The following is a 16744-nucleotide window of genomic DNA, read 5'->3' as shown; positions in this document are numbered from 1 at the left end:
ACGGATGACGGCTGTCTTTCTTATTGTGCAAAACAGGGCGCAAGCAGTGGCTAGAGGTCCTTGACCAGGCGCAGTGCGTCGTAAATGGCCGCGTGGGTATTGCGCGATGACACCGCATCGCCGATCCGGAACAACTGGAAACGCCCCTGAGGGTTGGTCACCAGGTTTTGCGCGGTGCCGGCAATCAGGTCCTTGTACTCCACGGCGCCTTCGTTGGTGGCCATGGGCTGCAGTTCGAAATACAGCTCGTCCAGGGGCCGGGTGCCGTGGTTGACCACGATCTGGTCCACCAGTCGGGTTTTCTCCAGGTCGCTGTAGTCGGTGCCGATGGTCGCCAGCAACTGCTCGCCCTGGCGCTCCACGGCCTTGAGCCGGTAAGTGACGGTAAAGGTGGTGTCCAACTGCTGCAGCGAGCGCATGTAAGGCACCAGGTTCATGCCCATCACCTCCGGCGCGAACGAGCGGTCGGGGGTCATGATCTCGGTCCTGGCGCCGCTGCGGGCGATGAACTCGGCAGCCTGCAAACCTGCGTGATCGCCGGCATCGTCGTACACCAGCACATTGCGCCCAGGCTTCACGTCGCCGGAGATGATGTCCCAGCTCGACACCAGCCACTGGTTGCCGCTGTGCAGGACTTCGGTATGGGGCAAGCCGCCGGTGGCGACGATCACCACGTCGGGGTTTTCATCGAGGACCATCGCCGCATCGGCCCAGGTGTTGAAACGAAACTTCACCCCCAGGCGCTCGCACTGCGCCATGCGCCAATCGATGATGCTGATCATCTCCTTGCGCCGCTCGGACTGCGCGGTCAGGCGCACCTGCCCGCCGGGCTGGTCGGCCACCTCCAGCACCAGCACTTCATGCCCGCGCTCGCCGGCGACCCGCGCCGCCTCCAGGCCACCGGGGCCGGCGCCGATGATCAGGACCTTGCGCGGGTGCGCGGCCTTCGGCACCTCGTGGGGCATGCTGGTTTCGCGGCCAGTGGCGGCATTGTGAATGCAGTAGGCGGCGCCGGCGTTGTAGATCCGGTCCAGGCAATAATTGGCGCCGACACAGGGGCGGATTTCATCTTCACGGTTCTCGATGATCTTGCGCACGATGTGCGGGTCAGTCATGTGCGCACGGGTCATGCCCACCATGTCCACCAGGCCCGAGGCAATCGCGTGGCGGGCGGTGGCGACATCGGGGATCTTCGCCGCATGGAAGGTGGGGAAACCGGTCAGGGCACGAATCTCCCCGGCAAAGTCCAGGTGCGGTGCATTGCGCATGCCCTGGATCGGGATGATGTCGGTCAACCCGGCATCGGTGGCGATATTGCCGCGAATCACGTTGAGAAAATCGACCATGCCGCTGTCTTTCAACAGCTGCGAGATGTGCAGCCCCTCCTCTTTCTCAAGGCCGCCGGCCAGCACCTCATCGCCGGTGTAGCGGATGCCGACGATAAACTCCGGGCCCACCCGCTGGCGAATCGCACTCAGCACCTCGAAGGTAAACCGCAGGCGGTTGTGCAATGAACCGCCGTAGGCGCCCTCCAGCTCGTTGGTCAATGGCGACCAGAACTGGTCCATCAGGTGGCCGTAGGCCTGCAGTTCGATACCATCCAGGCCGGCGGCCTGCATGCGTTCGGCGGCGTCGGCGTAATCGCGGATGATGCGTTCGATATCCCAGATTTCCAGCTTCTTGGGAAAGGCTCGGTGTGCCGGCTCCTGATTGTGCGAAGGGGACACCACCGGCAGCCAATCGCCCTTGTCCCAGCGGGTGCGGCGCCCCAGGTGGGTGAGCTGGATCATCACCGCCGCGCCATGCTCGTGGCATTCGTCGGTGAGGTCTTTCATCCAGCCGACCACTTCGTCCTTGTACGCCAGGATGTTGTTGAACACCGGTGGGCTATCGCGGGAGATCGCCGCCGAGCCTGCAGTCATGGTCATGGCCACGCCGGCCTTGGCGCGCTCGACGTGGTAGGCCCGGTACAATTTCTTCGGCATGCCCTCTTCGGGGTACGCCGGCTCGTGGGAGGTGGTGATAATGCGGTTGCGAAGTGTCAGGTGCTTGAGGCGATAGGGCTGAAGAAGCGGATCGTTATTCATATCGGTCTCGCATACTGGTCATCAGGCAAGGCAGACGATAGACCTCAATGTACACCAGTGTCAATGACACTGACAGTGGTGTACATTCGCCCCGTCAAGGTTAAACGGACAAGGAAAAAATGCCCCATGAAAGCAACCAGCAACAATGTGGAAGCTGCCGGCCGCGGCTCTCTGGAAAGCTGGCTCAACGCGGCCTATGAGAGCCTCAAGGAATCGGGAGTGGATGCGGTGCGGGTGATGCCGCTGGCGAAGAAACTCAACCTGTCGCGCACCAGTTTCTACTGGTATTTCCAGGACCGCGAAGCCCTGCTCGAAGCCTTGGTTAATCTGTGGAAGAACAAGAACACCTTGAGCCTGGTGTCACAGTCCGAGGCCTATGCCGAATCCATCACCGAGGCGATTCTCAACGTCTTCGACTGCTGGCTGAACAGCGAATTGTTCGATTCACAGTTCGAGTTCGCCATGCGCAGCTGGGCCCTGCAATCCCCCGAAGTGGCGCACGAGATCCGCCAGGCCGATGCACAGCGGGTGCAGGCCCTGGCACAGATGTTCGACCGTTTCGGTTTCGCCCATGACGCCGCCGTCACCCGCGCGCGCTCGATCTACCTGACCCAGATCGGCTACATCAGCATGAACACCCAGGAACCGATGGCGCAGCGCATGCGCTACATCCCCGAGTACTTGAAGATCTTCACCGGCGTGGAGCCCCTGCCCCGGGAGCTGGACCGGTTCTTCCAGCGCAACGGTTTTTCAGCGGCCGAGCTTTAGAACCGAGGCGGGCCGCCGCTTGGCCCGCCGGCGTTGCTCAATACCTCGTTCAGCCTGGGCCGGTTCGGCCGGGGGCTGAGCAATCTCGACCAGGCATCCCGATGACGCCCCCCACCCCCGTGTAAAAAACCACGCCTGCACGCATTGACAAGGCAGAGGCAAAAACTCAACATGCCTGCACTTGTAGGACAACCAACAACCAACAACTAACAAGTGCCGCTTTTCAACCGTGATGACGCGCGAAAGGCTGTCGAGGGGATGAAATCCATGTCTCACTTGCGACCCGCCACCGACTCGCCGCCTTTGTGCGCGCCCCCTGGAGCAGAGGTCCGGGCCCCGAGCTTCGTAATGCCGGCCGGGGCATGCGACACCCATGCACACGTAATCTCCGGCGATCTTGAGCGCTATCCACTGGTACCCGACCGTAGCTACACCCCGCCTCCGGCACCTGAGGCGCTGTATCTGGAGGTGTTGCGGGCGATGGGAATGCAGCGAGGGGTTTTGGTGCAGCCGAGCGTCTATGGCACCGATAACCGGTACATGCTCGAAGTGTTGCACCGTCATCAGGACCAACTGAGAGGGGTCGCGGTAGTAGACGAACACGTTGGCGACGACGAACTGGCGCATATGCATGCCTTGGGTGTGCGTGGTGTTCGCATCAACGTTCTGTTTCGAGGCGGAGTGAATCTGGACTTGATGGAGCACCTGGCCCATCGAATTGCCGACCTTGGCTGGCATATGCAGTTTCTGATTGATGTTCGGCTTCTAAGTGAGATTGAGGCTCGGATGGCCAAGTTGCCTTGCGCTGTCGTGATTGATCACTTCGGGCACTTCCCGGCCCATCTGGGCATTAAGGAACCGGGGTTTGAGTTGCTGCTGAGGAACGTGGCGGAGCACGGTTGGTGGGTCAAGTTGTCGGGCGCTTACCGCCTGAGTGATCAGCGTCCGGACTATGCCGATACAGATGCGCTCGCCCATGCCTTGCTGGCCGTTGCCCCGGAACGAATGGTGTGGGGCAGCGACTGGCCTCACGTAGCACTCGAAAGTACGCCCGACACAAGTTCATTGCTGGATCGCTTGCTTTCATGGGCGCCCAGCGAACGCCAACGACAGAGCATTCTGGTTGATAACCCTGGCGCCCTGTACGACTTCAAATAACAAAAACAATAACCAAGCAGAACTGCGGTGCTGCCCGGAGAATAATAATGAGTTGGTTTAGCGAACTTAATACCGTTGAAAAACGCACCTTCTATTCCGCATTTGGTGGCTGGGCCTTGGACGCCCTGGATTTCATGGTGTTCACCTTTGTCATCGCCTCGCTGATGACCCTTTGGCACATTGACAAGGGTTCAGTGGGGCTACTGAGTACCGTGACCTTACTTTTCTCGTCCATTGGCGGATGGGGAGCGGGCATTCTGGCAGACCGATACGGTCGTGTGCGGTTGCTGCAGATCAGTATTCTGTGGTTCTCGATCTGCACCGTATTGATCGGCTTTGCGCAAAACTTCGAACAGTTATTTGTCCTTCGGGCACTGCAGGGGCTCGGGTTCGGAGGTGAGTGGGCCGTGGGATCGGTACTGATCGGCGAAATGGTTCGAGCGCAACATCGCGGCAAAGCCGTGGGTATCGTGCAAAGCGGATGGGCCATTGGCTGGGGCGCCGCCGCACTGCTCTACACACTGTCCTTCAGCTTGCTTCCCGAAGATATTGCCTGGCGGTCGCTGTTTTGGATCGGCATCGTTCCGGCACTTCTGGTCCTCTACATTCGTAAATATGTACCAGAGCCCGAGGTATTCCTGCGGACTAAAAAGCACCAGAGCGAAACAGGCAACTCGGTTCCTTTCTGGCACATTTTCTCACCCTCGCTCCTGCGCACCACGCTGCTATCCGCCCTGCTCTGCATGGGCGTTCAAGGTGGCTACTACGCAATCACCACGTGGTTGCCAGCCTATCTGAAACTGGAAAAGGGCCTGTCGGTCTTTGGCACCGGTAGCTATCTGATGGTGGTCATCATCGGTTCATTCTTTGGCTATGTCTGCGGCGCCTTCCTGTCTGACCGCCTGGGGCGCCGCCCCAACTTCATCATCTTCGCCGTTCTGTCGGCCATCAGTGTGGTCTGCTACATGCAACTGAACTTGACCAACACTCAAATGCTGTTTCTCGGCTTTCCACTGGGCTTCGCAGCTTCAGGTATCTACAGCGGCATGGGCGCCTTTTTGACTGAGCTTTATCCTTCAGCAGTGAGGGCCAATGGCCAGGCATTCTCCTATAACTTTGGGCGAGCGGTAGGCGCTCTGTTTCCCGGACTCGTAGGCTTTATAAGCGCCAAATACAGCCTCGGCACCGCCATCGCGATCTTCGCGGGAGGAGCCTACTGCCTTGTCCTGGTGGTGACCTTCTTCCTCCCGGAAACCAAGGGCAAGCAATTACACTGAGCCAGCCATCATTTGTTAGAGTAACGCCCACGCAATGTTCGTTACGTGGGCGTTTGACGTTTCAAGCTTTTGAAACTGACATTTGATGACTGAGTAAAATGACTATAAAAGCAATTGGCCGACGCGATCACTTCTCGGTTGAAATTTTTCGTCACCTGGAAAGCGAAATACGTGAAGGTCGACTCCGCCCAGGTGATCGCATCCCCACGGAAAGCCGGTTGGCAGAGGCTTTTGCCGTTAGCCGAAATGTAGTGCGTGAAGCTGTCGCTCGGCTCAATTCGGCCGGCCTCGTCGTCAGTCGCCAGGGGCTTGGGGTATTTGTTGCAACCGAAGCCAACCAAAGCAGCTTCCGGATTACTCAAGAGGAGCTCACCGATAGCACCAAGCTGCGTCAACTGTATGAGCTGCGCCTGGACCTCGAAGTCGCCGCGGCCGCCATGGCCGCCAGACGCCGGTCACTCAGTCAGTTGAACAAGATTGAAGCGGCACTGGACACCCTGCGCGCCAGTATCCAAAACCGTCAGGACATGGTGGAACACAGCCTGCAGTTCAAGCGCGCAATTGCCGATGCCACAGGCAATGAATACTTTCGCAACTTCATCATTTTTCTGTGCAGCCACGTCTACGAAGCGGCGTTACTGGAGAACCACCTGGTTCGCTCCAGCGACCTTGGCGAGACGCTACTGGCTGAGCATCAGGCGATCTTCGAAGCGATCAGGCTCGGCGATCCCGACCTTGCCAGACGAGTCACCTGGCAACAAATCATCAACTCCGCCGAACGCAACGGATTGCGAGGATTGCAAGGCTGGGAAATTACTCGGATGAGTTCGCTGGGAGAGACCTACGCACCGCAATGCGCAGGCCCGGACCCAGAACCTCGTACATTGCTACGCACCTTGCCTGACGGCGCGTGCGACTGCCACTTCCACGTTTTTGGTGACGATAATGGCCAACCCTTCTCTCCTCACCGCTCCTACACGCCGCCGCCCGCTCCACTGGAGGCATTTCAGCGCGTCCAAAAAACCCTGGGGCTAAGTCGCGGGGTCATCGTCCAACCCAGCGTCTATGGGGCGGACAACAGCACAACGCTCGCGGCACTGAAAGAAGCGGGCAGCGCATTCCGCGGCGTTGTGGTGATCGATGCCGATACCGATACAGAAACCTTGTGGGCAATGCATCGCCTCGGGGTGCGCGGCGTGCGCGTCAACCTGATCTTCAAAAGCGGTGTTGAGGTATCGGATGTTGCAGCGCTGGCAGAAAAAGTCGCGCCACTTGGCTGGCACCTACAGCTACTGATCGATATCACTGAGTTCGCCGACTTGTACGAGACCGTGGCCAGCCTGCCCGTCGCAGTCGTCATCGACCACATGGGGCACATGCCCACCAGTTGCGGGCTGGGACATCCAGGATTCACCGACCTGCTGCGGCTGCTAAAAGAAGGTCGTGTGTGGGTCAAGCTTTCAGGGGCTTATCGCTTTACAGCATCGAAGGACTTCCCTTACGACGACGTAACGCCCTACGCTCGGGCGTTGATCGAAGCGAATCCAAACCGCTTACTGTGGGCGAGCGACTGGCCACATCCTTGTATACCGGTACCCATGCCCAACGATGCCAGTCTGCTGGAGATGCTGTTTAACTGGGTTGAAAACGATGACGCGCTCATCAAGCAGATTTTGGTTGATAACCCTGCAAAGCTCTATGGGTTCTGATACCGCTCGACGATCTGCGCACATCGGTTTTCGCTGGGCCGATGGCCTCCAATCAATACCTTAAGAAACGCGAGGCGGCCAAGCCGCCTCAGGCTCGCGCCAATCAGCATCCTGAAGATGGGGTGGCGGTGTCGCGCAGGAACCTCAGCAACGCCTGGAGCGGGTGCAGGACAAGCTGCCCGTCCTTGCGCTTGACCTGGCTTCGACACGAGTACCCATCCGCCAGCAGGCGCCCTGCCCCATTAAGACGGGCCACCAATGGCCCCCAGGACTGTCGGTAAATAACCTCGGACGTCTCGGCATTTTGTGTTTCGTGCCCGTAGGTTCCGGACATTCCACAACACCCACTGGCTTGCACCTGCAACCTCAAGCCGACTCGCGCATAGATCGTCTGCCACAGGCCCACACTGCCCGGCTCGTTGGTCTTCTCGGTGCAGTGCGGCAGGAAGTAGTAAGTACCTTCGTCGGCGCTCACCGCTGATTGCACAAGCACCTCCACAAGCCATTCCTGCGGCAGCAGAACCGCTGGGGCCTGGTCCTCACCCAGGGTCTTGACGTACTCCTGGCGGTAAACCAAGGTCATCGCGGGATCAAGCCCCACCAACGGAATCTGATATTGATGCAGTTCGCGAAGCGATCGGGCGTTGAAATGCGCGGCTTGTTCGAATGCCTTTAGAAAGCCCTGAACCTGCAGCGGCTTGCCATTGGCCGCGAACGGCGCGATGTACACCTCAAACCCGAGCCTGGAAATCAACTCGATCCAGTCCGCGAGCAGCGGTGTCTCGAAATAACGGGTGAAGGCGTCCAGCACGAGAATAACGCTGCGTTTACGCTGCGCCTCGTCCAGCCCTTCAAGAAGCACTGGCGACGCCACGCGCACCTTCCAGCGGCGGCAAACGTCATCAAAATTCAGCAAGCTCAGCAGCGGGCTGTCGACCATACCGGCAACGCGCCGAAGAAACGCCCCCACCATCCCAGAACCGATGATCCCGTTGTACAAGCGCGGCACACGGGCCAAGTAGGGAATCGTGTACTCCAGAGAACCGATGAGGTAATCCTTCAATGGGCGCAGATATCGGCTGTGGTAAAGCTCGAGGAATCGTGAGCGAAAGTCGGGCACGTTGACTTTCACCGGGCACTGACCCGCACAGGACTTGCAGGCGAGGCACCCTGCCATCGCCTCGTAGACCTCATGGGAAAAGTCTTTCTGGCCCATCTTGTGCGCAACCGTATTGGCAGCACGCCTGGCGAAGCTGATCACCGTGGCCGCTAAAGGGCGAGCCCCTTGTGAAACCAACACATCGACACCTTGCTGCCCCTGCAAGCGCAGCCACTCCCGGATCAGAGAAGCGCGCCCCTTGGGCGAGTGAATTCTATTTCGAGTGCCCTTCCAGGAAGGGCACATGGCGTCATCGGGGTCGAAGTTGTAGCAGGCGCCGTTGCCGTTGCAATGGACCGCGGCGTCGTAATGCAACCACACCCGCTCATCAATCGTACGATCCAGCTCGCCACGCAACGTGACCTCATCAACTCGAGTCAACCGAGCGTCAGGTAGCGTGTGTGGCGTGGCGATTTTTCCCGGGTTGAGTTGGTTGTACGGGTCAAAAGCCGACTTGAGTTCCTGCAGCGCCGGATAGAGTTCGCCGAAGTAGTCCGGCACATATTGCGACCTCAACCCTTTGCCATGCTCCCCCCAGAGCAAGCCACCGTGCTTTTGCGTCAGCTCGGCGACGGCATCGGAAATGGTCTGGATCAAGGCCGCCTGGGCGGGGTCTTTCATATCCAGAATCGGCCGCACATGCAGGACCCCGGCGTCAACGTGGCCGAACATGCCATATTCCAAACCATGGCTATCCAAAAGCGCCCGAAATTGCGCAATGAAATCAGCCAGGTTCTCGGGAGGAACCGCAGTATCTTCAACGAACGGCTGGGGCCTGGCGGAACCTTTGACATTCCCCAGCAGCCCCACCGCACGCTTGCGCATCGCGTAAACCCGCTTCAATGCCTCTGCACCGATGGCAAGGGTGTGCCCCAATCGCACCACACTGGTGTCCTGCTGAAGGTGCCGGACAAACTCATGAACACGCAGCTGAACCACTTCCTCATCGTCGCCGCTGAACTCCACCAGGTTGATTCCCAGGGTTGGCACATCGGGTTCTTGGGGAAAGTACTCGGCGACTCCGTGCCAGACGATGTCGTTCATGGCCAGCCCGAGGACCTTGGAGTCGACCGTCTCGATGGACAATGGCTCGAGCTGCATCAACGCCTTGGCATCGCGCAATGCATCCATGAAGCCCGCGTAACGTACGTTGACAAGGATCGAGTACTTGGGAATGGGCAACACATTCAGCGTGGCTTCAACAATGAAACCCAGTGAGCCTTCGGACCCACACAGGACACTGTTCAGATTGAATCGGTCATTCGGCTCACGCAGATGCGCCAGGTCATATCCCGTCAAGCAACGGTTCAACTTGGGAAAGGTATGCTCGATGAGTTCGGCGTAATCATGGGCGATCTGCGAAGCACATCGATAAATTGCCCCAACCTTGTCGTCGCGATGCGCTTGCGCCTGCCAGCAATCTCGCTCCAGGACCGCACTATCGAGCCGCTCCCCACCTATCAGAATGGTAGAAAGCGCCAGGACGTGGTCACGGGTTTTTCCGTAGGTACAGCTTCCCTGACCGCTTGCGTCGGTATTTATCATCCCGCCGATCGTGGCCCGATTCGACGTCGACAACTCCGGTGCAAAAAACAGTCCGTGCGGTTTCAACGCCGCATTGAGCTGGTCCTTGACCACACCGCTTTGCACACGCACCCAGCGCTCCTCGACGTTGATCTCAAGGATGCCGTGCATATGACGCGACAGATCCACCACAACGCCGCTCGTCAACGATTGGCCATTGGTTCCGGTTCCGCCGCCACGCGGCGTGAGTACCACCGAACTGAACGACGCCAGCGCCGCAAGGCGGGCCAAGAGCTCGACATCTTGCACATTTCTGGGAAACACCGCGGCTTGAGGCAGACGCTGATAGATCGAGTTGTCGGTTGCCAGCACTGTCCTCACAGCATGATCGCGAGCAATTTCACCCTGGAATCCTTCTTTCTCAAGGCGAGCCAGGAACAACTCACAGGGTTCGTTTTTAGTTTCGTGGGGAGGCAACCTGGCAATCATGGTGGAATTCCTAGCGGCGATACGGCTAATCTGAGCATTCTCGTTATGTATGCTTCCTAGCCCGAGGCCTGGCTCAGGACAAAGGCCTTTCCACCGATTTTGTGGGGACAAGACAATTCACACAAACGTAAAACCTGCAGCTTTTCCATGAGCTTTATGAATGAACCCACGAAGACTGACCCCCTCGATGTCCCTGCTGATCGCTTTCGAGGCAGCAGCCCGACATTGCAGCTTTACCAAAGCGGCAGACGAACTTGCCCTGACTCAAAGCGCTGTCAGCCGGCAAGTGCAGGCTCTGGAATCACAGCTTGAGGTCTCGCTGTTCAAACGTGAGGGAAGAAGAATCGAACTCACCGCTGCCGGCGCGCTTTACCAGCATGAACTCACTGCCGCACTGGGCCGAATTCGAAGCGCTACCCTGCAGACAATTGCCTTCAAGGAGGAAGAAGGCCCATTGAACCTCGCGGTACTGCCGACCTTCGGTTCAAAATGGCTGCTGCCCAAAATGCATGAATTTTATGCGCGTCATCCCAGGAGCCTGGTGCACGTCCACTCGAGGATCATTCACGCCGACAACCCATCCAGCGTGAGCGACATGCAGGCCATCATCTACGCGGGAAAAGGCGACTGGCCGGGCTACGTATCGCACCTTTTGCTACAAGAAAAACTGGTGGTTGTCGCCAGCCCCAAAGCGCTGCCGGACAGCCTTGAGATGTCGCTCAACGATGTCACCAATCATTTGTTGTTGAATGTCGTTTCTCGACCCAATAGCTGGTCCGATTGGTTTGACCTCAACAAACTGGACCACCAGAAAATGCGGACAGGCCCAAGCTTTGAGCTCACGGCCCACCTTATACAGGCGGTATCCGCTGGCGTCGGCATTGGGCTGGTTCCCGATATTCTGGTGCAAGACGAAATCAAATCCGGGGCACTGGTAAAACTGTTTGGCCCTATGGAAAGCGGTCGCAATTACTATCTGACCTGCGCGGCGCGCTATCAGCATTATCCGGCGCTTGAAACATTCAGCGCCTGGCTGTTATCCGAGAGCGCCATCGTAAGCGACTGAACAGGCCAGGGGCCGGATGTTCATCACCGCTCCAGCAACGAACCGATTCAGCGCTGCCCGGATTCAAGCCTTTTGAGAAGGACTCAATTCCTGGATTTGAAGGCGCTGGATGGTGCTGGATTTCAGTGAAGCCCGCAGAAACGAAAAAAGGACCCGAAGGTCCTTTTTTCGATCGCTGCAGAATTCGTGGAACTCTGCAGCGCTATGTTTGGAGCGGGAAACGAGACTCGAACTCGCGACCCCGACCTTGGCAAGGTCGTGCTCTACCAACTGAGCTATTCCCGCAACGTCTTGGTGTTGCGCATTCTATAGAAATCCGAATGCGCGTCAAGCCTTTGATTCAAAAAAACTTATTTTTTCTCGTTATCAGTTTTCAGGTGCGGCCAGGCGGCTCGCAGATACTGCAGCATGGACCACAGGGTCAGGCCCGCTGCCGCCAACAGCAAGGCGTAACCTACCAGCACCCAGAAACTGAAGTCCGAGGGATTGGCCAGCAAAATCACCAGCGCCAGCATTTGCGCCGCCGTTTTCCACTTGCCCATGTTCGACACCGCCACCTGCGCGCGGGCGCCGAGCTCGGCCATCCACTCGCGCAGCGCCGAGATGACGATTTCACGACCGATGATCACCGCGGCGGGCAAGGTCAGCCACAGGTTGTGATGCTCCTGCACCAGCAGCACCAGGGCCACCGCCACCATCAGCTTGTCGGCCACCGGGTCGAGGAACGCACCGAACGGTGTGCTCTGCTGCAGGCGCCGCGCCAGGTAGCCGTCCAGCCAGTCGGTGGCGGCCGCGAAGGCAAACACTGAACTGGCGGCCATGTAGCTCCAGCTATAGGGCAAATAGAACAGCAAAATGAAAATCGGGATGAGCAGGACGCGTAGAACGGTGATCAGATTAGGGATATTCATCGGCACAACTGGCTACGAGGTGATTGGGCATTCTACTCGCTGTGCAGGTTTGCATAAATCAACTCTGCGAGCTTTTTACTGATTCCCGGTGCTTTGGCAATCTCGTCGATGCTTGCACGGGACAGTTCCTGCAATCCACCAAAATGTTTGAGAAGGTCCCGCCGACGCTTCGGCCCGACGCCCGCCACCCCTTCCAGGGTCGAGGTACGCCGGGTCTTGCCACGCCGTGCGCGGTGACCGGTGATCGCGAAGCGGTGAGCCTCATCGCGGATTTGCTGGATCAGGTGCAGCGCCGGCGAGTCACCCTTGAGGGTGAATTCGTGGGCTGCGTCGTTCAGGTACAGGGTTTCGAAACCGGCCTTGCGGGTCGCGCCCTTGGCCACGCCGAGCAGGATCAGGTCCGGCACCGCCAGCTCATTGAGCACATCCCGAGCCATGGACAGCTGGCCCTTGCCGCCGTCCACCAGAAGGATGTCCGGCAGCTTGCCCTCGCCGTCCTTGAGCTTGCTGAAGCGCCGGGTCAGGGCCTGGTGCATGGCGGCGTAGTCGTCGCCGGCGGTCACGCCTTCGATGTTGTAGCGCCGGTAGTCGGACTTCAGCGGCCCTTCCGGCCCGAATACCACGCAGGAGGCTACAGTCGCCTCGCCGCTGGAATGGCTGATGTCGTAGCACTCCAGGCGCTGCGGCGGCTCGTCCAGGTTCAGCACCTCGGCCAGGGCTTCGAAACGTGCGGCCACGTGCTGGCGGTTGGCCAGGCGTGCGCTCAGGGCCTGCTCGGCGTTGGTTACCGCCAGTTGCTGCCAGCGGGCGCGGGTACCGCGTACCCGGTGGCTGATGGTCAACTCGCGCCCGCGCAGCTCGTCGATGGCGGCGATCAGGGTCGGGAAGTCCTCATGGACCACGTTGACGATCAACTCGGAAGGCAGGTCGCGTTCCGGGCTGCTGACAAAATACTGGCCGAGGAACGCCGACATGACTTCGGCCACGTCCTCCTCGATACCCACCTGGGGAAAGAAGTTCTTGCTGCCCAGTACCCGGCCGCCGCGCACGCTGATCAGGTGCACACAGGCGCCACCAGGGTTGACGAAGGCCGCCACCACATCCACATCGCCCGTGCCACCTTCCATGCTCTGCTGGTCCTGGACCCGACGCAGCAGGGAGATCTGGTCCCGCAGTTCGGCGGCCTTTTCGAAATCCAGGGTGCTGGCGGCGGCTTCCATGGCGGTGGAGAGTTCGTCGGTCAGGGCATTGCTGCGCCCTTCCAGGAACATCACCGAGTGGCGCACGTCTTCGGCATAGATCTCAGGCTCCACCAGGCCGACGCAGGGCGCCTTGCAGCGTTTGATCTGGTACTGCAGGCAGGGCCGCGTACGGTTCTTGTAGTAGCTGTCCTCGCACTGGCGGACCATGAAGGTCTTCTGCAACAGGCTGAGGCTTTCGCGAATGGCGCCGGCGCTGGGATAAGGGCCGAAATACTTGCCCTTCTGCTTCTTCGCCCCGCGATGGATGCTGAAACGCGGAAAGTCGCCGTCCGAAAGAAACACGTAGGGGTAGGACTTATCGTCGCGCAGGAGAATGTTGTACGGCGGCCGCCACTCCTTGATCAGCGTCTGCTCCAGCAGCAGCGCTTCGGTTTCATTGGCGGTGATGGTGGTTTCGATCTGCGCGATGCGCGCCACCAGGGCGGCGGTCTTCGGCGCCTGGCCGGTCTTGCGGAAATAGCTGGAGAGCCGGTTCTTCAGGTTCTTGGCTTTACCGACGTAAAGCAGGCGTGCATCGCTGTCGAACATGCGATACACACCGGGGCGGCCACTGCAGGTAGAAAGAAAGGCACTGGGATCAAACTGTTCGGTCATTTCAGAGGCTGGCATCAACCATGCCGTGACGAACCGCCAATAGCGTCAACTCAACATCGCTGCTGATCGAGAGCTTCTCGAAAATGCGATAGCGGTAGGTATTCACGGTTTTCGGCGACAGGCACAGCTTGTCGGAGATGATCTGCACCTTCTGGCAGCCGACAATCATCAGCGCAATCTGGATCTCCCGTTCCGACAGGGCGTCGAACGGTGAATCACTGGAAGGCTGGAATGACTTGAACACCAATTGCTGAGCGATCTGCGGGCTGATATAGCGCTGGCCGGCAAATACCAGGCGGATGGCCTGGACCATTTCGTTCAGACCGGCGCCCTTGGTCAGATAGCCCGCCGCGCCCGCTTGCAGCAAGCGGGTAGGAAAGGGATCTTCCTCGCAGACGGTGACCGCCACGACCTTGATGTCCGGATGACTGCGCAGCAGTTTGCGCGTGGCTTCGAGGCCGCCGATGCCTGGCATCTTGACGTCCATCAGGACCACATCGGGCTTCAGCTCCCGCGCCTTGAGCAGGGATTCTTCCCCTGACTCCGCCTGCCCGACTACTTGCAGGCCATCGATGTCAGCCAACATTCGTGTAATGCCCGTACGAACGAGATCATGGTCATCGACTACTAGCACCCTTATCAAGCAGACACCTCGCGATATGGTCTTTACAGGTTGCCCGACACCTTAGCAAAAAAGCGGCGTACAAACCTAATCACAAGCGCTATATAAAAAACATCCGGGCGCAATAACGGTCCTACCCCCGTGCACATCGAAAGAGGCCAGCGCCCCTCACTCTCGTACCTGGGCCTTGCGCCTCTCGCCCTGGCTTGCCGAAAGCTCGGCCAGGGTACTGGTCAGGCGGCAGATAGCATCCTGATCCTCCTTGAACAGCGCCCGATAGCAATCCAGGACCTTTTCCTCGGTCTGACTCAGCCCGCCGCTCTGGATCGGGATCCGGCTGCCGGTCAGCACATACAGCACATCCACCCCTTTTGCCGCCACCCGGGACAGATAATCCGCCTTGGGTGCACGATCACCACTTTCATATTTACCCTGGGCGTTGGCTTCAACCCCGCCTATTTCACCAAAAACTTTCTGCGACAGTCCCAGGCGTTCTCGCTCCTGCCTCAACCGCGAACCGATTCCACTCATTTGGATGTATGATCCCATCTGATACACCCCAAGGGGGTGTCATACTCTTCAAGCATTGAACAAATTTGAACGGTTTTGAACTATGCCCGGTATCCGCACTGCCGCACAAGCCAAGGCCTGGCTGGAACATCAAGGTAAATCGGTTCAACAATTTGCTCGTGAACACGGGGTTGACCCGGCCACTACCTATCAGGTGCTGGCAGGCCGCAAGAAAGGCAAACGAGGGGAAGCGCACAAGGTCGCGGTGCTACTGGGAATGAAGGACGGCATCATCCTCGAGGATGCGCCCGCGATAGATCCCAACGCACAGTAAAGCCTGCGGAAGGGCGTTGCGCTCAGGCGTCGCCAAGCCTTCCGGCAAGCGAATCAGACAAGCGCTCCATGCGCCAGAAGCAATCATCCTCTCCCACCACCCGCAACCCCATCCGCTCATACAACCGCTGTGCGGGATTGCCCTTGAACACGGTCAGGCGCAACAACCCTCGGCGCTCCTGGCGAGCCAGCTCCAGCACCTGCTCCAGCGTCCAGGCACCGGCGCCCTGCCCCCGGAAAGCCTCCAGCACATGCAATTCGCGGACATACAGCGCCTGCGCATCCCGGCTCAGGCTGACAAACCCCAGCACCCGGGCACCCTGGCAGATCAGCAGGTTCCTGCGGCCGGCCCAGGCCACATCGAAGGCTTCGTCCTGCCACAGCAAGTCGTTGCGAATGTAATAGCCGAGCATGGTGGAACGGGTCAGGTCGCGGGCGAACGCCAGGTCCGAATCAACCGCCGGGCGTAATGAAAAGCCGTCCATCAATGGCTCACCTCCAGCACTTGCGCCTGCCATTGCCCAGTACCACCCCGGACAATCAACAAAGCCTCGCCCACACCCTCGACGGCGCCCAGCAACCGGCCCCGGGCATCCCAGGCCGCGCTGCGTCCGGCGCAGGCCCAACCACCGCTGGGGCCGCCGTGGTTGGCCATCAGCACCAGCATCCCGTGTTCCTGGGCGTATCCCTGGAGCTGCGCGCTATCGGCAGCGTAGCCACCTTCGCTGATCAAGACCCCGGCAGCATAGATCCCGGCGCCGGCATCGGCCGCCGCCTGCACATGGCTGGCGTGGCAGAAGTCCGCGCAGACCGCCAAAGCCACGGTTTCGCCACCGATAGGCAAAGGTGCGCCGCCCCGGCCTGCGACAAAAGCGCGCTCTTCTCCTGCATGCAGGTGCTGCTTGGTGTAGACCGCCAGCGAACCGTCGCCGCCCAGCACCAGAGCGCCAATCAGCACCGGCCCGTCAACAGACAGGCGAATCGGCATCCCCACCACCGCCGTCAGTTCCAGCTCCCGGGCCAGATCCCGCAGCGGCCGCAATTGCGGTGCATCCGGCATTAGCGCCAGTTCGGCCGCCAGTTGCGGTTCGTAGCCAGTCAGCGACAGCTCGGGAAACACCAGCAACTGCACGCCCTGCGCCGCTGCCAATTGCATCAACTGCTGATGCCGGGCCAGGTTGGCCGGTAGATCGCCCGCGATGGACACCGTTTGGGCAGCAGCGAGGGTCAGTACGGACATGAACATTCCTTGGAGGGCGAACAGGCGGGAGCAGC

14 protein-coding genes and 1 tRNA gene are annotated in these 16744 nt (G+C 59.4%); 6 read left to right on the top strand and 9 right to left on the bottom strand.

Annotation, left to right across the window (positions count from 1 at the left end; genetic code table 11):
* Nucleotides 1-50: 50 nt before the first annotated feature.
* Nucleotides 51-2087 (bottom strand): NADH:flavin oxidoreductase, encoded by a 2037-nt coding sequence (locus tag ACUXVH_RS28725; protein WP_011061832.1) that lies wholly within the window; start codon nucleotides 2085-2087, stop codon nucleotides 51-53.
* A 126-nt stretch (nucleotides 2088-2213) separates the two neighbouring features.
* Between ACUXVH_RS28725 and ACUXVH_RS28720 the strand changes: the two genes are divergently transcribed.
* The 4 genes from ACUXVH_RS28720 to ACUXVH_RS28705 all read left to right on the top strand — a co-directional run bounded on the left by ACUXVH_RS28720 (nucleotide 2214) and on the right by ACUXVH_RS28705 (nucleotide 6999).
* A complete protein-coding gene (locus ACUXVH_RS28720) occupies nucleotides 2214-2855 on the top strand; it encodes a TetR/AcrR family transcriptional regulator (RefSeq protein WP_011061833.1) in 642 nt (213 codons plus the stop codon).
* A gap of 348 nt (nucleotides 2856-3203) precedes the next feature.
* Entirely contained in the window at nucleotides 3204-4013 is an 810-nt protein-coding gene (locus ACUXVH_RS28715) for an amidohydrolase family protein (RefSeq protein ID WP_255313410.1), read from the top strand.
* 47 nt (nucleotides 4014-4060) lie between these two features.
* Entirely contained in the window at nucleotides 4061-5290 is a 1230-nt protein-coding gene (locus ACUXVH_RS28710) for an MFS transporter (RefSeq protein WP_011061835.1), read from the top strand.
* A 98-nt stretch (nucleotides 5291-5388) separates the two neighbouring features.
* Nucleotides 5389-6999, top strand: a complete 1611-nt coding sequence (locus tag ACUXVH_RS28705; protein ID WP_065364293.1) for an amidohydrolase family protein — start codon at nucleotides 5389-5391, stop codon at nucleotides 6997-6999.
* Between the two features lie 103 nt (nucleotides 7000-7102).
* On the opposite strand, the gene ydiJ is transcribed toward ACUXVH_RS28705, so the two are convergent.
* On the bottom strand, nucleotides 7103-10171 hold the full coding sequence (ydiJ, locus tag ACUXVH_RS28700) for a D-2-hydroxyglutarate dehydrogenase YdiJ (protein ID WP_065364294.1): 3069 nt from the start codon (nucleotides 10169-10171) through the stop codon (nucleotides 7103-7105).
* 160 nt (nucleotides 10172-10331) lie between these two features.
* On the opposite strand from ydiJ, the gene ACUXVH_RS28695 reads away from it, so the two are divergent.
* Nucleotides 10332-11237, top strand: a complete 906-nt coding sequence (locus ACUXVH_RS28695) for a LysR substrate-binding domain-containing protein (RefSeq protein WP_065364295.1) — start codon at nucleotides 10332-10334, stop codon at nucleotides 11235-11237.
* A 209-nt stretch (nucleotides 11238-11446) separates the two neighbouring features.
* On the opposite strand, the gene ACUXVH_RS28690 is transcribed toward ACUXVH_RS28695, so the two are convergent.
* The 5 genes from ACUXVH_RS28690 to ACUXVH_RS28670 form a co-directional block, all read right to left on the bottom strand.
* Nucleotides 11447-11522, bottom strand: a tRNA-Gly gene (locus ACUXVH_RS28690).
* 65 nt (nucleotides 11523-11587) lie between these two features.
* Complete coding sequence (gene pgsA / locus ACUXVH_RS28685) at nucleotides 11588-12148, bottom strand: CDP-diacylglycerol--glycerol-3-phosphate 3-phosphatidyltransferase (protein ID WP_011061839.1); 561 nt, start codon at nucleotides 12146-12148, stop codon at nucleotides 11588-11590.
* A gap of 32 nt (nucleotides 12149-12180) precedes the next feature.
* On the bottom strand, nucleotides 12181-14004 hold the full coding sequence (uvrC, locus tag ACUXVH_RS28680; RefSeq protein ID WP_065364296.1) for an excinuclease ABC subunit UvrC: 1824 nt from the start codon (nucleotides 14002-14004) through the stop codon (nucleotides 12181-12183).
* A gap of 1 nt (nucleotide 14005) precedes the next feature.
* Entirely contained in the window at nucleotides 14006-14647 is a 642-nt protein-coding gene (gene gacA / locus ACUXVH_RS28675; RefSeq protein ID WP_011061841.1) for a response regulator transcription factor GacA, read from the bottom strand.
* A 147-nt stretch (nucleotides 14648-14794) separates the two neighbouring features.
* Nucleotides 14795-15157, bottom strand: a complete 363-nt coding sequence (locus tag ACUXVH_RS28670; RefSeq protein ID WP_011061842.1) for a helix-turn-helix domain-containing protein — start codon at nucleotides 15155-15157, stop codon at nucleotides 14795-14797.
* Nucleotides 15158-15239: 82 nt separating this feature from the next.
* On the opposite strand from ACUXVH_RS28670, the gene ACUXVH_RS28665 reads away from it, so the two are divergent.
* Nucleotides 15240-15470, top strand: coding sequence for a DNA-binding protein (locus ACUXVH_RS28665; protein ID WP_011061843.1), 231 nt, complete (start codon nucleotides 15240-15242; stop codon nucleotides 15468-15470).
* A gap of 22 nt (nucleotides 15471-15492) precedes the next feature.
* Here ACUXVH_RS28665 and ACUXVH_RS28660 read toward each other — a convergent pair whose 3' ends face one another.
* Together ACUXVH_RS28660 and ACUXVH_RS28655 are read right to left on the bottom strand one after the other, a co-directional pair.
* Complete coding sequence (locus ACUXVH_RS28660; RefSeq protein WP_011061844.1) at nucleotides 15493-15954, bottom strand: GNAT family N-acetyltransferase; 462 nt, start codon at nucleotides 15952-15954, stop codon at nucleotides 15493-15495.
* The gene (locus tag ACUXVH_RS28655; RefSeq protein ID WP_065364297.1) at nucleotides 15954-16709 is read right to left on the bottom strand and encodes a carbon-nitrogen hydrolase family protein; all 756 of its coding nucleotides are present in this window, start codon (nucleotides 16707-16709) and stop codon (nucleotides 15954-15956) included. The genes ACUXVH_RS28660 and ACUXVH_RS28655 overlap by 1 nt, the downstream gene beginning before the upstream one ends.
* Nucleotides 16710-16744 lie beyond the last annotated feature (35 nt).

The sequence above is a fragment of the Pseudomonas sp. 8(2025) genome (genome assembly GCF_052665325.1).
Note: the sequence above shows the minus strand (reverse complement) of the source record. Positions and strands in the feature narration are given on the sequence as shown.